The organism is Caulobacter sp. GW821-FHT12A07, from assembly GCF_058807655.1.
Genome location: NZ_JBXAQX010000009.1, coordinates 1 through 14,657, shown reverse-complemented (window position 1 = coordinate 14,657; position 14,657 = coordinate 1). Strand labels below are relative to the sequence as shown.

The 14,657-nt window shown below is 68.8% G+C and carries 14 protein-coding genes; 3 read left to right on the top strand and 11 right to left on the bottom strand.

The window, feature by feature from the left end; translation table 11 throughout:
* Positions 1–4: 4 nt before the first annotated feature.
* Positions 5–949 (bottom strand): Tle-like phospholipase domain-containing protein, encoded by a 945-nt coding sequence (locus AC1RRS_RS17665; RefSeq protein WP_492856251.1) that lies wholly within the window; start codon positions 947–949, stop codon positions 5–7.
* Between the two features lie 112 nt (positions 950–1,061).
* Here AC1RRS_RS17665 and AC1RRS_RS17660 point away from each other — a divergent pair, with 112 nt between their 5' ends.
* Positions 1,062–1,799: a M48 family metallopeptidase gene (locus AC1RRS_RS17660; RefSeq protein ID WP_487290207.1), complete on the top strand. Its 738-nt coding sequence runs from the start codon at positions 1,062–1,064 to the stop codon at positions 1,797–1,799.
* 46 nt (positions 1,800–1,845) lie between these two features.
* Here the strand turns inward: AC1RRS_RS17660 and AC1RRS_RS17655 are convergent, their stop codons facing one another.
* A complete protein-coding gene (locus tag AC1RRS_RS17655) occupies positions 1,846–2,328 on the bottom strand; it encodes a peroxiredoxin (protein ID WP_492856250.1) in 483 nt (160 codons plus the stop codon).
* Positions 2,329–2,436: 108 nt separating this feature from the next.
* Between AC1RRS_RS17655 and AC1RRS_RS17650 the strand changes: the two genes are divergently transcribed.
* Complete coding sequence (locus tag AC1RRS_RS17650) at positions 2,437–3,033, top strand: YqgE/AlgH family protein (RefSeq protein WP_110120152.1); 597 nt, start codon at positions 2,437–2,439, stop codon at positions 3,031–3,033.
* Here the strand turns inward: AC1RRS_RS17650 and AC1RRS_RS17645 are convergent.
* A complete protein-coding gene (locus tag AC1RRS_RS17645; RefSeq protein ID WP_492856249.1) occupies positions 3,030–4,658 on the bottom strand; it encodes a sensor histidine kinase in 1,629 nt (542 codons plus the stop codon). The two genes, AC1RRS_RS17650 and AC1RRS_RS17645, sit on opposite strands and share 4 nt — an antisense overlap.
* Positions 4,659–4,794: 136 nt before the next feature.
* Here AC1RRS_RS17645 and AC1RRS_RS17640 point away from each other — a divergent pair, with 136 nt between their 5' ends.
* A complete protein-coding gene (locus tag AC1RRS_RS17640) occupies positions 4,795–5,466 on the top strand; it encodes a TorF family putative porin (protein ID WP_492856248.1) in 672 nt (223 codons plus the stop codon).
* Here the strand turns inward: AC1RRS_RS17640 and AC1RRS_RS17635 are convergent.
* The 8 genes from AC1RRS_RS17635 to AC1RRS_RS17600 form a co-directional block, all read right to left on the bottom strand.
* Positions 5,463–7,265, bottom strand: coding sequence for a hypothetical protein (locus AC1RRS_RS17635; RefSeq protein WP_492856247.1), 1,803 nt, complete (start codon positions 7,263–7,265; stop codon positions 5,463–5,465). The genes AC1RRS_RS17640 and AC1RRS_RS17635 overlap by 4 nt on opposite strands.
* Before the next feature lie 155 nt (positions 7,266–7,420).
* Positions 7,421–9,571 (bottom strand): polyribonucleotide nucleotidyltransferase, encoded by a 2,151-nt coding sequence (gene pnp / locus AC1RRS_RS17630; RefSeq protein WP_487290212.1) that lies wholly within the window; start codon positions 9,569–9,571, stop codon positions 7,421–7,423.
* A gap of 250 nt (positions 9,572–9,821) precedes the next feature.
* The gene (rpsO, locus tag AC1RRS_RS17625; protein WP_058348691.1) at positions 9,822–10,091 is read right to left on the bottom strand and encodes a 30S ribosomal protein S15; all 270 of its coding nucleotides are present in this window, start codon (positions 10,089–10,091) and stop codon (positions 9,822–9,824) included.
* Positions 10,092–10,105: 14 nt separating this feature from the next.
* Entirely contained in the window at positions 10,106–11,038 is a 933-nt protein-coding gene (gene truB, locus AC1RRS_RS17620; protein WP_110120147.1) for a tRNA pseudouridine(55) synthase TruB, read from the bottom strand.
* 3 nt (positions 11,039–11,041) lie between these two features.
* Positions 11,042–11,503, bottom strand: a complete 462-nt coding sequence (gene rbfA, locus AC1RRS_RS17615) for a 30S ribosome-binding factor RbfA (protein ID WP_492856246.1) — start codon at positions 11,501–11,503, stop codon at positions 11,042–11,044.
* 280 nt (positions 11,504–11,783) lie between these two features.
* On the bottom strand, positions 11,784–12,581 hold the full coding sequence (locus AC1RRS_RS17610; protein WP_492856245.1) for a dienelactone hydrolase family protein: 798 nt from the start codon (positions 12,579–12,581) through the stop codon (positions 11,784–11,786).
* A gap of 17 nt (positions 12,582–12,598) precedes the next feature.
* On the bottom strand, positions 12,599–13,987 hold the full coding sequence (locus tag AC1RRS_RS17605; protein ID WP_492856244.1) for a serine hydrolase domain-containing protein: 1,389 nt from the start codon (positions 13,985–13,987) through the stop codon (positions 12,599–12,601).
* A gap of 63 nt (positions 13,988–14,050) precedes the next feature.
* Positions 14,051–14,509, bottom strand: a complete 459-nt coding sequence (locus tag AC1RRS_RS17600; protein ID WP_492856243.1) for a MaoC family dehydratase — start codon at positions 14,507–14,509, stop codon at positions 14,051–14,053.
* Positions 14,510–14,657 lie beyond the last annotated feature (148 nt).

The following is a 14,657-nucleotide window of genomic DNA, read 5'->3' as shown; positions in this document are numbered from 1 at the left end:
GGGATCAGGCGAAGGCCGGCGGCAGGGTGCGGCCCAGGGCGGTGCGCTCGGGGGTCTCGCCGTCCCACAGGTGGAAGGCGCCCTTCATGTGCCGGACGATGTGGAACGGCCCGTTGCGGTCCCAGAAGTGGTGATAGAGGAACGAGTCGTGGGCGATCGGCATGCCGATCAGCGAGAAGGTGTCGAACGACGTCTTGGGCGGCCCGTTGCTCTGCTTGACCACGGCGTAGAGATCCAGGTCGTCGCCGATCACCACCGCCAGGCGCGTGCCGGCGACATCGGTCAGGCGGATCGGGTCGTTGGACCGGATGTAGTGGCGGCTGGCGGCGATGGCCTGGGCGTCGACCGCCGCGTCGCGCGCGACCGCCACGGCCCGGATGGCGTCGGCGAAGGGCGCTGAAGCAAAACCGGTGGCGGTGACGGGAAAGCTCGCCGGCAGGTTCGCGGCCTGGCGAAACAGCGCCGCCTGGGCCTCGGCCATGGCCCCGCCCAGCGAGTGGCCGGTGAAGGTCGCCCGCGCCACCGGCAGGCCTTGCGCGACCAGGGCCGCATGGGCCGCCAGGGCGTAGGTCAGCGCCGCGTTGACGGTGCGGGTGTCCTGCAGCACGGCCGACTTGAAGTTCAGCAGCCAGTCCAGCTCGCTGTCGGTGCCGCGGTTGACGATCACCAGTTCGGCCGGCCCCGGCGCGTAGAAGCAGAAGGCGTCGTAGCCGCTGGGCTTGTCGTTGGCCGGCCCGATCGGCGCGACGAGACCCAGCTTGCCCAGCCAGGACGGCGCGGTGGCCTCGGTCGTGGGCTTGTGGAAGGCGCGGTAGACCCAGGCGCTGAGCGCCGCCAGCACCGCATGGCCCGAGCCGAAGGGCGCGCCGGACTTCACGTGGTCCCGGATGGCGGCCGCCAGGGCGGCGCTGCGATCCGCCCGGGCGGGAACCTTGAGCAACACCGTCACGCCACACCCCCGACTAGAGAAATAACGCCGTTATCGCCAAGGTAGATTTCCACTCCCTCGCGGTCAACGGCGCCTCTTGCGTCCGGCGGCGACGAGCGCGATCTAGAGGGCGATGAACCTTTTCCGCCCGCAGCCGAAAGCCGCCCCGAAACGCTTCGCCGACGGCGACCGGCTGGAGGTGGAAGGCTGCGCCCTGCGGCTGAAGGTGGACGGCCGCGCCCGGAGGGTGTCGCTGCGGGTCGATCGGGCCAAGTCCGAGATCGTCGCCATCGCCCCTACCCCGCGCCGCCTGACCGAGGCCGTGGCCTTCGCCCACGAAAAGGCGGGCTGGATGAGCCTGCAGCTGGCCGCCCTGCCAGGCCGCCAGGTGATAGAGCCCGGCGGCGTGCTGAAGATCTGGGGCAAGCCCTACCGGCTCGAGGTCGCGCCCGGCCGGGCGCGGATCACGGACGACGCCTTGATCGCCCCCGACGACGCCAACTGGGGGCTGAAGATCCTGCGGCTGGTCAAGCGCGAGGCGCTGGAGAAGCTGACAGAGCGGACGGCCCATCACGCCGGGCGTCTGGGACGGCCCATGCCGTCGGTGGCGGTGGCCGACCCCAAGGCCCGCTGGGGCTCGTGCCGGCCGGCCCGTCCGGGCGCGCCGGCGGCGATCCGCTACAGCTGGCGGCTCGTCCTGGCCCCGGCGGCGGTGGCCGACTACGTCGTCGCCCACGAATGCGCCCACCTGATCGAGGCCAATCACGGCCCGCGCTTCTGGGCGCTGTGCGAGACCCTGATCGGCGATCCGGCGCCGCACCGCGCCTGGCTGCGGGCCCACGCGGCGCAGCTGCACGCGATCTCGGCCTAGACCTTGTCATCCCGGCGAGCCGCCGGGATGACAAGAGCGGGCAAGCTTACAGCTGGCCCAGCAGATAGTCGGCCGACGAGACCTTGAATTCACCGGCTTCCTCGACGTTCAGCGTCTCGACGACGCCGTCCTTGGCGACCAGCGAGTAGCGCTGCGAGCGCACGCCCATGCCGAACTTCGAACCGTCGAAGTCCAGGCCCAGGGCGCGGGTGAAGTCGCCGTTGCCGTCGGCCAGCAGCACGACCTCGTCGGAGATGCCCTGGTCGGCGCCCCAGGCCTTCATCACGAAGACGTCGTTGACCGAGACGCAAGCGATGGTGTCGACGCCCTTGGCTTTCAGTTCGGCGGCCTTCTCCTTGAAGCCCGGCAGGTGCTTGGCCGAGCAGGTGGGGGTGAACGCGCCGGGGACGGCGAACAGGGCGACGGTCTTGCCCTTGAAGAGGTCGTCGGAGGTGACCGGCTTGGGGCCTTCGGCCGAGCTGGTCATGAACGTGGCCGCCGGAAGCGTGTCGCCAACCTTGATCGCCATGGTGTCATCCTGTTCTGAAAGGGCGCTCCGGAGATAAAGCGTCCGGATCGGTTCGCCAATAACGTGGTTTGACTTGAAACCGACGCGTTGTGTGCCGATCCTCAACAGATGGACGCTCCCGAGACCGATCCCCTCGACGGCGAGGGCCAATTCCTGACCGGACGGGTCCTGGTGGCCATGCCCGGCATCGAGGACCCGCGCTTCGAACGCGCCGTGGTCTATCTCTGCTCGCACGACGACGAACAGGCCATGGGCCTGGCGGTGAACCGCCCGGTCGAGGGCCTGACGGTCTTCGAACTGCTGGGCAAGCTGGGCATCGACCCGGAAGTGCGCGCGCCCAGCGACCTCGTCATGCTGGGCGGACCGGTGGAGCGCGAGCGCGGCTTCGTGCTGCACACCGACGACTACGCCTCGCCGGAATCGACCTCGCCGATCGCCGACGGCCTGGCCCTGACCGTCACCCGCGACGCGCTCGACGCCCTGGGCAGCCGCATCCACCGTCCGCGCCGGGCGATCCTGGCCCTGGGCTATTCGGGCTGGGGCGCCGGCCAGCTGGAGCAGGAGCTGCGCGACAACGTCTGGCTCATCTGCGACGCCGACGAGGGCCTGCTGTTCGACGACGACCACGACAGCAAGTGGACCAGGGCCCTGGCCAAGATCGGCGTCACCGCCGACCACCTGTCGGCCCAGGCCGGTCGGGCCTAGGCCCGCCGCAACGGGATCTCGAAGCGGAAGGTCGATCCGACGCCGGGCGTGCTGTCGACCGCGATGGACCCGCCCATCAGCTCGACCAGTTCGCGGCAGATCGACAGACCCAGGCCCGACCCGCCATGCGAGCGGGTGGACGAGCCGTCGACCTGGGAGAAGGTCTCGAACAGGCGCGGCAGGTGCTCGGCCGCCACGCCGACGCCGGTGTCGGCGACCGCGAAGGCCAGCCCCGAAGACCCTTCGGAAACCACGACCCGCACCGCCCCGACCTCGGTGAACTTCACGGCGTTGGCGACCAGGTTGCCCAGCACCTGGCGCAATCGCATCGGATCGCCGGTCCAGGCGCCTCGGCAGCCTTCGTCGACGCTCCAGGACAGCTCGATCCGGCGGCTCGCCGCCGCGCCAGAGAAGACCGCGCAACTGGCGTCCACCAGGGCCTCGAGATCGAAGACCGCCTCGCGCAGCCCGACGGCGCCGGCTTCCAGGCGGGTCATTTCGAGCACGTTGGTCAAGAGCGCCAGCAGGGCCTGGGCCGACTCCTCGGCGATCGCCAGGCGCTCGCGCTGGACCGGCGGCAGCTCGCCGGCGGCCATGATCTGGGTCATGCCCAGCACGCCGTTCAGCGGCGTGCGGATCTCGTGGCTCATATTGGCCAGGAACTGGCTCTTGGCCAGGTTGGCGGCCTCGGCCTGCTCCTTGGCCTCGACCAGCGCCTGCCGCTTGCGGGCGAGATTGGCCAGCACCCGCGACAGCCAGGCGAAGAGCACGACGCTGGCCCCGACCAGCAGCAGGAAGACCACGCCCAACCAGGGCGCGGCGCGCAGCAGCAGCGACATCCCCGGATCCCGGGCAGGCCAGGCCAGGGCGCCGATCCGCCGTCCCCGGCGATCATGCAGCGCCACATAGGGCTCCACCGCCTCGTCGCCCGTCATCAGGCTCAGCCCCTCGACACCGAGGTCGCCGCGCATGCCCGCGATGAAGCCGGAGCCGATCCGCCGGGCCGAGACCACCACGACCGGCGCGCCGGGCCGCCTGGCCATCAGCGCGGGATGCTCGGCGATCACGTCGCTGGCCACCACCAGATAGAGCGCGTCGCCCGACCGCACGAGGCCGGAAGCGGTCGAGACGCCCTCCAGATCGGCGCGCCCCGCCCGGCGGGCAGAGAGGGCGCTGGCGGTCACCGTCTCGACGATGTCGTCGGCGTCGATCCGCAGCGCCTCGACACGGTCGGGCAAGACGCGTTTGCCGGCGATGGAGGCGTAGACCACCCTGCCTTCGCGGACGGCGAAACTCAGGTCGTGACTGAAGTAGCGATGGTAGTAGTCGCCGTAATTGACGTCGGCCCAGGCGGCGTCGACCTCGCCGGTCATGGACCTGTAGGCCTCGTCCCAGACGGTGGCCGAGGTTACCTCCCGCGTCATGCGGTCGAGGGTGCGGCGGACGGTGCGTTCGATCAGCGCCCGCTCGTCCAGGGTCTCAATATGATCGAGCGACCGCGCGGCGAGCAGCATCAAGGCCAGACCGCCGAGGATCGAGGCCGCCACCAGCACGACGGCCGAGCCGACGATCCAATGGATCGCCTGCAATCGGCGGGCTTCGGGAGAGGTCGGAGTGCGCAACACGCCTCTTGGCCTAAAGGCCGCGTCGCTAGCGCTTCGTTAACTGCGACCGATGGCCGCAAGACATCGTTTTTCCAAAACCGTAAGGACCCTGGTCACGAATGGCGGTCCACTGGATCGGCAAGATCCGGAGTTCTTGATGCGCACCTTCCTCGCCGGGGCCGCCCTGGCCGTCGCCCTCGCCTCGCCTGTTCTCGCCCAGACCGCTGTCGAACCCGCGGTCACGATCACCGGCAAGATCGGCGTGGTGTCGGACTACCGGTTCCGGGGCGCGACCTTCTCCGACGAGCAGCCGGCCCTGCAAGGCGGGCTGACCGCCACGGCCGCCAACGGCCTCTATGGCTGGGTCTGGGGCTCGACCATCGACGACTACGGCGGCGCGACCACCGAACTGGACGTCGCCCTGGGCTACACCTTCACCGCCGGCGGCACGACCTTTGACGTCTCGGCCGCCCGCTACGGCTATCCCGGCGGTCAGGACGTCGACTACTGGGAGCTGCCGATCTCGGCCAGCCGCGCCTTCGGCGACTGGACCTACGGTCTGGGCTTCGCCTGGTCGCCCGAACAGGACGCCCTGGGCGGGATGGACAACCGCTATGGCTATGTCCGCGCCGCCTGGACCTCGCCCAAGGTTCCCGTGACCATCGCCGCCCAGCTCGGCTACGAGGACGGCGCCTTCGCCCCCGACGGCAAGTGGGACTGGTCGCTGGGCGTGAACCACAAGATCAAGGCCGTGGACCTGGGCCTGGCCTACATCGGCAGCGACCGCGCCCCCGACACGGTGGTGGCCTCGGTGACGGCGGGGTTCTAGGGCGCGAGAAGCATCGTCGGCAGGACCTTTTCGATCTCCGCCCAATAGGCCGCGCCGCCCAGGGCCAGATCATGCGAGCCGGGCAAGGTGACGATGGTCGGGCCGGCGCAGGCCCTCGGCGGCGTCCAGGAGACCCTGTCATCCGCCTGCGCCAGGTAGACGCGCGAGCCCGGCGGAAGCAGGCAGGCGTCGAAGGCGTCCAACCAGCGCCGGAACGGCCGGCCAGGCGCGAGGCCCGGCCCAAAGACGCGCTCATGCATCAGTTGGCTGCGCGCGACCGAAGCCTCGATGCGCGGACGCAGGCCTTCGGGATAGGGCCGGCCCATCCGCGCCTCGTCCGCCCTGACCATGTCGGCGGGCGAACGATAGGCGGTCATCGGCACGCTGAGGATCACGCGATCGGGCTTGAGACGCCCACGTTCGAGCGCCACGCGGATGGGCAGGGCCCCGAAACTGTCGCCCGCCAGGACCAGGGGACGGCGATACCGGGCCTGATCGGCCAGTTCGTCTTCCAGCGCGGCCAGGTCGGCGTCGAGCGCGTCCCGTCCGCCGACGGCCAGGCGTCGCCAGGCGCCGTCGCTCAGGCCGTCCTGGCCCGCCACGCCCACGCGCACCACGACCGCGCCCAGGTTGACCGCCGTGACGGCGACGGCGCCATGACCGAACTCGGGCGCGCCGCCCGGGCCGCCGTCGAAATAGACCAAGGTCCCCCGGGTCGGGACCTCCGGCCGATCGACGAACAGGCTGAGAGGACGGTTGGCCGATCCGGCCATGACCCGCCGACGCTCGGCCCGCGCAGGCGGCGGTGTGAAGGCCTTGACGTTCCAGCCGGGAGGCAGACCCCCTAGCCGAAGCGGGCAGGCGCGTGAGACCTGGCCCGCGGCAGAGGTCCGCACCACGCGACGCGTGTCCACGCTGTCGCCCACGCCCAGCAGCATGCCCCCGGGAACCCGGAAGGCGAAGCTGACGATATCGGCATGACGGCCGGTCTTCAGCACCTCCGCGGACATCGGCGCGACATAGGCCGACGTCCGGCCATCCAGCAGCGGGATGAACTCGCCGGTCGGACAATCGGGACCCTGGTCGCGGCAGACCTGCTCGCGCTCGGCCCGGGTGAGCAGCAGACGGCCCTTGGCGAGCGGCAGGGTCGTTCCGGCGGAAGCGATCAGCGCCACCTCGGTCGGCGTGGGCCAGAGGCCGCAGAGTTCGGGCGCATCACAGCGGATCCGGCGCGGCGCCGTCGGTCCGGCCGCCGCCTCGGCATAGCCGAACACCCGTCGTGACGGCCCCTCGAAGGTCGACTGCAACGCCGCCTCCGGCGCGCCGTCATTGACCATCAGCCGCGCGCATCCACCCACATAGTAGCCGGCCGCCCGGCAGGGATCGTCCGCGACCGTGGCGATCTGCGTGACCTTGCCGTCCAGGCCGATGCGGAACACGCCCCCGCCGTGAAGGCGCACGGTCATCGAGGTTTCGTCGAGGCTGACCCCGGTGATCGGCGCCATGGCCGAGATCTTCACCCAGCCGGCGCAAGGACCCGAAAGGCAATCGCTCGGCGCGAAGGCGGCGTCGTAGACCGACCCGGCGAACGGGCCGCGCACGCCGACGATCCCGGCCCCGAACGCCGCCGCCAGGCCGCCCTTCGGCGAGACGAGATAGTGATTGGCGTCACAGATCTCTTCGAAGGGCGCGCCAGTGCGGGCGTGCAGCAGCTGCGCTTCCTCGGCCCGGACCGGCGACCCGAACAGGAACACAGACGCGAAAGCGGCCGCCCAGGCGGCGAGATACGAAGAGAACAAGGCCCACCCGGCTGACTATCAGCCCTAGGTTGCGCCATGGCGTAGGCTTAGACAAGCTTGTCCGGCCCCTCGCCGCACCTTGCCCCCAAACGCAAAGCGGGCGGCCCCTTTCGGAGCCGCCCGCTGCTTTTTCAGGTCAAACCTGAAAGCCGGCGTCAGGTGTTGACGGCGTCTTCCGGCGAGACTTCGGCCTTCTTCGACAGGTCTTCACCCGTCGTCTGGTCGACGACCTTCATCGACAGCTTGGTCTTGCCGCGATCGTCGAAGCCCAGGAGCTTCACCTTCACGATCTGGCCTTCCTTCAGCACGTCCGACGGCTTGGCGACGCGTTCGTTGCTGATCTGGCTGACGTGGACGAGGCCGTCCTTGGCGCCGAAGAAGTTCACGAAGGCGCCGAAATCAACGACCTTGACGACCTTGCCGTCATAGATCGCGCCGACTTCAGCTTCCTGCGTGATCGACTTGATCCAGTCGATGGCGGCCTTGATCTTGGCGCCGTCCGAGGCCGAGACCTTCACGGTGCCTTCGTCGTTGATGTCGACCTTGGCGCCGGTGGTGGCGACGATCTCACGGATCACCTTGCCGCCGGTGCCGATCACTTCGCGGATCTTGTCGGTCGGGATGGTGATGGTCTCGATCTTCGGAGCGAAGTCGCCGACTTCCTCGCGCGGCGCGTCCATGGCCTTGTTCATTTCGCCAAGGATGTGCTCGCGGCCGCCTTTGGCTTGCGCCAGGGCCTGCTCCATGATCGCGGGCGTGATGCCGGCGATCTTGATGTCCATCTGCAGCGAGGTCAGGCCCTCGCTGGTGCCGGCCACCTTGAAGTCCATGTCGCCCAGGTGATCTTCGTCGCCGAGGATGTCGGACAGAACGGCGAAGCCGTCCTTTTCGAGGATCAGGCCCATGGCGATGCCCGAGACCGGACGGACCAGCGGAACGCCGGCGTCCATCATGGCCAGCGACGAACCGCAGACCGTGGCCATCGAGGACGAGCCGTTCGACTCGGTGATCTCGGAGACCAGGCGGATGGTGTAGGGGAAGTCTTCCTTGCTCGGCAGCATCGGGCGCAGGGCGCGCCAGGCCAGCTTGCCGTGGCCGATTTCGCGGCGGCCCGGGCTGCCCATACGGCCGGTTTCACCGACGCTGTAGGGAGGGAAGTTGTAGTGCAGCAGGAAGGATTCCTTGTAGGTGCCTTCCAGGGCGTCGATGAACTGCTCGTCGTCGCCGGTGCCCAGGGTGGCGACCACGATCGCCTGGGTCTCGCCGCGGGTGAACAGGGCCGAACCGTGGGTGCGCGGCAGGATGCCGACTTCGCCCAGGATCGGACGGACCTTGTCGACGGTGCGGCCGTCGATGCGGATGCCGGTGTCGAGGATCGAGCGACGGACGATATCCGCTTCCAGTTCCTTGAACACCGAGACCAGCTTCAGCGGGTCGATGCCGGCCGGGTTGGCGTCGCTCTTGGCGAAGGTCTCGATGGCCTTGGCCTTGGCGGCGCCCAGGGCCGAAACGCGTTCGCCCTTGGCCTGGATCTTGTAGGCGTCGGCCAGGTCCTGACCCACGGCCTTCTTCACTTCGGCCTTCAGGGCGTCGGTGTCTTCCGGTTGGAAGTCGAACGGCTCCTTGGCGGCGTGTTCGGCCAGCTCGATGATCGCGTCGATCACCGTCTGCATTTCCTTGTGGGCGAAGTTGACGCCGCCCAGGACGATCTCTTCCGAGAGTTCCTGGATTTCGCTTTCGACCATCATCACGGCTTCGGCGGTGCCGGCCACGACGAGGTCCATCTTGCTTTCCTTCAGCTCGTCGAGCGTCGGGTTCAGCACGTAGCCGCCATCAACGTAACCGACGCGCGCGGCGCCGATCGGGCCCATGAACGGAGCGCCCGACAGGACCAGGGCGGCCGAGGCGGCCACCATGCCCAGGATGTCGGGATCGTTCTCGAGGTCGTGCTGCAGCACGGTGACGACGACCTGGACTTCGTTCTTGAAGCCCTTGACGAACAGCGGACGGATCGGACGGTCGATCAGGCGGGAAACCAGGGTTTCCTTTTCCGACGGACGGCCTTCGCGCTTGAAGAAGCCGCCGGGGATCTTGCCGGCCGCGAAGGTCTTTTCTTGGTAGTTGACCGTCAGCGGGAAGAAATCTTGGCCGGGCTTCGCCTTCTTGGCGAACACGGCGGTGGCCAGGACGACGGTTTCGCCCATGGTGGCCAGAACGGCGCCGTCGGCTTGACGGGCGATGCGACCGGTTTCGAGGACCAGCGTCTTGCCGCCCCACTCGATCGTCTTGCGTTTGATATCGAACATTTTTCTTCTTTCGGTTCCCGCGGGCGGATTCCCGTCGGGGGTGGACAGGGGCGGACGGCCAATGGAGCCGGCCCGATGATCCTCATCCTAATGTGACAGGCGGGGGTTTGAGGACGTGAACCCTCACACGTACGGGGCGCCGGTCCTTTGGGACCTGGAACCCTTGGATCCGCCGCTTCGGCCTGTCTCGAAGCGAGGACCCTAAAAAGCGTTCCGCCGCCCTACCGGAGTAAGGCGGCGGAAATGCGCCTTAGCGGCGCAGACCCAGCTTCTCGATGAGAGCCGCGTAACGGCCTTCGTCGGACTTCTTCAGGTGGTCGAGGAGACGGCGACGCTGGGAAACCAGCTTCAGCAGGCCACGACGGCTGTGGTTGTCCTTCTTGTGGGTCTTGAAGTGCTCGGTCAGGTTCGAGATGCGCTCCGAGAGGATCGCGACCTGGACTTCAGCGCTGCCGGTGTCACCCTCGGTGCGAGCGTGTTCGGCGATAAGAGCGCTCTTGCGCTCGGCAGTGATCGACATCGGGTTGTCTCCGCTCAGGTGAGTTGGAAGACCCGCACCGGATTGAGCTTTCCGGCGCGCATCTCGCACAAGGCCACCAGGCGCTCTCCGGACATGGCGGAAACAGTGCGATCGCCGGGCGTGAGCTCGGCTTTCAGCTGTTCCACCTGCCTGGGTAGCAGAACGATGGCGCGTCCTTGCGCAAGCCGAAAGGCGTCTTCGTCGGTCACGGCCAACGCCGGGATGTCGTCCAGCGCGGTCTCGACCGGAAGCAATGCCTCCGACAGGCGGGCCTCATAGCTCAAATTCTCGAGACTTTCCAGGCTTATCGCCGAATCCTCGGCGAACTGGCCCACCCGCGTTCGGCGAAGCTGGCTGACATGTCCACAGGCGCCGAGCGCGGCCGCCAGATCCCGGACCACGGCGCGCACATAGGTGCCCTTGCCGCATTCCATCTCCAGCTCGACATGGTCGGCGTCGGGAACCGACAGCAGGCGCAGGGCGTGGATGGTCACCTTGCGGGTCTGAAGCTCGAACTCCACCCCGTCGCGGGCCAGATCATAGGCCCGTTCGCCGTCGACCTTGATGGCCGAATAGTTCGGCGGGATCTGGTCGACCTCGCCGACGAAGGCCGGAAGCGCGGCCTCGACGGCCTCCGCCGAGGGCCGCACGTCGGACGAGGCCGTGGTCTCGCCCTCGCGGTCGAGAGTGGTGGTGTTTCGGCCCCACTCGATGGTGAAGCGATAGGCCTTGTCGGCGTCCATCAGGAACGGGACGGTCTTGGTCGCCTCGCCCAGGGCCAGCGGCAGGATGCCCGTGGCCAGCGGATCCAGCGTGCCGGCGTGGCCCGCCTTCTGGGCGTTGAACGCCCGGCGCACGCGGGACACCGCGCTGGTCGAGGTCAGGTCGTAGGGCTTGTCCAGGCACACCCAGCCGGAGACGGCGTCGCCCTTCTTGCGGCGCGCCATGGATTAGTCCTCGTCTTCGTCGAGGACGTCGCTCAGGCGACGATCGGTGTCCTGCAGAACCTTGGGATCGAGGAACAGCTTGTCCATATAGGCGGCCGTGCTGAAGCTCTCGTCGTGAAGGAACTTCAGGTCGGGCGTGAACTTCATGTCGATCGACCGGCCCAGGCGCCCGCGCAGGAACTTGGCGACGCGGTTCAGGCCCTTGATGATCTCGTCGACGTTCTGGGCCGCGCCCTGGTCGGCGAGGCCCGCCCCCAGCGGCTCGACGAAGCAGACGGCGTGCCTGAGGTCGGGGCTCATCCGCACTTCGGAAACGGTGACGGAGACGCCGGTCAGGGCCTCGTCCTGCAGTTCCTCCCCGCGGAGGATGTCGACCAGGGCGTGGCGGATCAGTTCGCCGGCGCGGAGCTGGCGTTGCGAGGGACCCACGGGCCCCGTCTTGGATTTTTCGGAATGGCGCTTCATGGCGCGGATAGCCTTTGCAGCCCGGCCGGCGGATCGAACGCCGGGAACGCGGGGGAAAATCGAAGGCGCGGTGTCTAGGCGCGTAAGGCCAGAAAGTCCAGCCTTATGCCCTTCTCCCCTTGCGGGAGAAGGTGTCAGCGAAGCTGACGGATGAGGGGTCTCTCAAACATCGCCCCCCTCATACCGCCTCACCGCCGCTGCGACGGATCCTTTTGAGAGACCCCTCACCCGACCTCGCTGCGCGAGGCCACCCTCTCCCGCAGGGGGAGAGGGAACAAGCCTAAGCCCCTGTCCGCTCCCGAAAGAACTCCACCACCCGCCGCGCCGCCTGCATGCCCGCCCCGTCCGGCCGGTCGCGATCCAGGTGCAGGGTCAGCACCGAGTGCGGCGGGATCACGCGGTAGGCGTTGGCGTCGGCGTCCTCCAGCTCGATCAGCTCGGCCCGATCGCCGAACTCGGCCTTCAGCCGCTCGAACCGGGCGTCGCGCACATGGCGGTCGCTGCGATAGCGCAGGGCGATCAGCGACAGGTCCTCGGCCTCGAACCGCGCCTTCGCACAGGCGATCTCGGCCGGCGAGGCGTCGAGCCCGCCCTTGTCGAGCACCGGCAGCGACGGCTCGGCCAGCACCGGCGCGACCACGACCGGCTCGGTCATCATCGCCAGGGCGAAACCGCCGGTGAAACACATGCCCACCGCCCCCACGCCCTTGCCGCCGCACTCGGCGTGGACCTTTCGCGCCAGAGCCTTCAGCCAGTCGACCACGGGGCTGGACCGTCCGCCGCGCCAGATGGCGAACTCGCGCCGCACGCAGGCCAGGCGAAAGGTGGTGGCGTCGATATAGCGCTTGGTCACGCCCTTGCCCGGCTCGCCGAACAGGCTGGGGCAGAAGACGGTCATGCCGCCGGCGGCGACGTCGCGGGCGAAGTCCAGCACGCCGGGATGCAGGCCGGGGATCTCGTGGATTACGATGACCGCCGGCCCCGTCCCCATGTGCCAGACCGGTCGCGTGTGGCCCTCATAGGCGAAATCGAACCGGGAAAAGCCCTCGAGCGCCGCCTCGTCCAACGCGTCCGCCATCGCTTCCCCCTTCGTGCTCAGCCCGCCTTGGGCCCGATCAGGAACTGCTCGACCTTGCCGTCGGGCGTCAGCCGCATCGACACCGACAGGGTCCTCGCCCCGAACGTCGCGTCGAAACCGTACCAGGTCATGCCGCCGCGCACTTGGACGCCCTGGCCCTCGAGCATGCGCAGCGGACCCAGCGGCGCGAGACTTCGACCAAAGTCGGCCAGCCGCGCAGGCGTGAACCAGACGCGGCCGTTGTCGGTGAGCAGGGCGGGGTCGATCCGGCCGGCCTGCAACTGGGCGACCAGGCTGCGCGCCGTCGCGGTCGCGCCCGTCGAGGGCCGCAGCAGGAAGGCGACGCGCTGGGAGATGGCCGTCTGTGGGTCGCCGAAGTCGGCGTTGGCGATCACGCTCACCGCCCGCTTCTCGGCGGGCCAGACGGTGTTGCTGGTCAGCACGCCCGACAGCATGCCGCCGTGGCTGATCGACGTGGCCCCGTCGCGCACCTTGACCGAGACGCCCAGGCCATAACCGGCCGGCACGCCGCTGGAGAGATCGACAGACGTGGTCATCGCCTCCCAAGAGGCGGGCTTCAGCAGCTCGCGGCGGATCATCGCCCGGTTCCAGCGCGCCAGGTCCGACGGCGACATGGCCAGCTCGGCCGCGCCGAACAGCCAGCCGGGCGCCTCCTTGTCGGCCAGGACCACGGGCCCCAGGCCATAGCGCGTGTAGTGCCCGGCGTCGGGCGGCGACAGCGGCTTGCTGTCGTCCTCGGTGACCCCGGTCATGCCCAGGGGATCGAAGATCCGGCGCTTCAGGAACGCGACCAGCGGCTCGCCCGAGACCTTCTCCACGATCAGGCCGGCGATGACGAAGCCAGTGTTGGAATAGCGCCACTGCTCCCCGGGCGGATAGTCCAACGGAATGCGCGCCCAGCCGTCGAGGATCTTCTGCGAGGTGGTCGGCGCGCGCATGGCCTCGAACACGAAGTCCTGGGGCCAGTAGTCGCGATAGCCGGCGGTGTGCGACAGCACTTGGCGCAGGGTGATCTTGTCGCCCTCGGTCAGTCCGGGGATGTACTTGCCGACCGGATCGTCGAGCGAGACCTTGCCGTCCTCGACCAGCAGCAGCACGGCCGCGGCGGTGAACTGCTTGCTGACCGAGGCGATCCCGTAGCGCGTGGTCGTGGTGGCGGGAACGGCCGGCGACAGCCGCGCCTGGCCATAGGCTTGGGCGTAGGCGAGTTCGCCGTCCTCGACGATGGCGACCGAGGCCGAGGGCGCGCCGGTGGCGGCCAGCACCTCGCGGGCTATGGCGTCGATCTCGCGGGTCTTGTCGGGAGAAAGCGGCCCGGCCAGGGCCGGCGCGGCCAGCATGAGGGCCAGGGCCAAACCGCCCGTCAGAACCGTCCGTCGCCGCATCGAAAGCCCCCTCGCACCGAAGACGGCACAGTGGGGCCGCGTCGGCGCGCGAGGCAAGAGCGGCTAGAGGGTCACGCCCGCATGGGCCGGCATCTGGATCAGGTTGAAGAAGGTCAGCACCGTCTCGCCGTGCTGGTTGGTCACCGTCGTGAAGGTGCGGATCGTGCCGCGATCGGGCTTGGAGCGCGAGCGGGTCACCTCGACGATCTCGCGGCGCACGGTCAGCGCGTCGCCGGGACGCACGGGCTTTTGCCAGGTCAGTTCGTCGATGCGGATGCCCAGCATCGGCGTCGCGCCGAACGGAGCGGTGTCGACATATTCGCGCATCACCCGCGAGGCCACGTGCCAGCCGCTGGCGATGATCCCGCCGAACCGGCCGGCGGCGGCCGCCTCGGGGTCGACATGCATCGGCTGGGGGTCATAGGCGCGGGCGAAGTCGAGGATCTCGGCTTCCGTGAGCGTGAAGGGCTCGCCGGTCCAGGTCTCGCCGACGGTCAGGTCGTCCAGATAGCGATCGGTCATGCGTGGAATCCTGAAGGGACGCCTGAAACGGGGCCAAAAACGACGAAAGCCCCCGGCGAGGTGCTGGGGGCTTCGTAGAAGTTTGGGTGCGGGGACAGGATTTGAACCTGTGACCTTCAGGTTATGAGCCTGACGAGCTACCGGGCTG

Coding starts and splice junctions, on each gene's coding strand:
- AC1RRS_RS17660 (WP_487290207.1), top strand. CDS start 1,062: ATGAACCTTTTCCGCCCGCAGCCGAAAGCCGCCCCGAAACGCTTCGCC.
- AC1RRS_RS17655 (WP_492856250.1), bottom strand. CDS start 2,328: ATGGCGATCAAGGTTGGCGACACGCTTCCGGCGGCCACGTTCATGACC.
- AC1RRS_RS17650 (WP_110120152.1), top strand. CDS start 2,437: ATGGACGCTCCCGAGACCGATCCCCTCGACGGCGAGGGCCAATTCCTG.
- AC1RRS_RS17640 (WP_492856248.1), top strand. CDS start 4,795: ATGCGCACCTTCCTCGCCGGGGCCGCCCTGGCCGTCGCCCTCGCCTCG.
- pnp (WP_487290212.1), bottom strand. CDS start 9,571: ATGTTCGATATCAAACGCAAGACGATCGAGTGGGGCGGCAAGACGCTG.
- rpsO (WP_058348691.1), bottom strand. CDS start 10,091: ATGTCGATCACTGCCGAGCGCAAGAGCGCTCTTATCGCCGAACACGCT.
- truB (WP_110120147.1), bottom strand. CDS start 11,038: ATGGCGCGCCGCAAGAAGGGCGACGCCGTCTCCGGCTGGGTGTGCCTG.
- rbfA (WP_492856246.1), bottom strand. CDS start 11,503: ATGAAGCGCCATTCCGAAAAATCCAAGACGGGGCCCGTGGGTCCCTCG.
- AC1RRS_RS17610 (WP_492856245.1), bottom strand. CDS start 12,581: ATGGCGGACGCGTTGGACGAGGCGGCGCTCGAGGGCTTTTCCCGGTTC.
- AC1RRS_RS17605 (WP_492856244.1), bottom strand. CDS start 13,987: ATGCGGCGACGGACGGTTCTGACGGGCGGTTTGGCCCTGGCCCTCATG.
- AC1RRS_RS17600 (WP_492856243.1), bottom strand. CDS start 14,509: ATGACCGATCGCTATCTGGACGACCTGACCGTCGGCGAGACCTGGACC.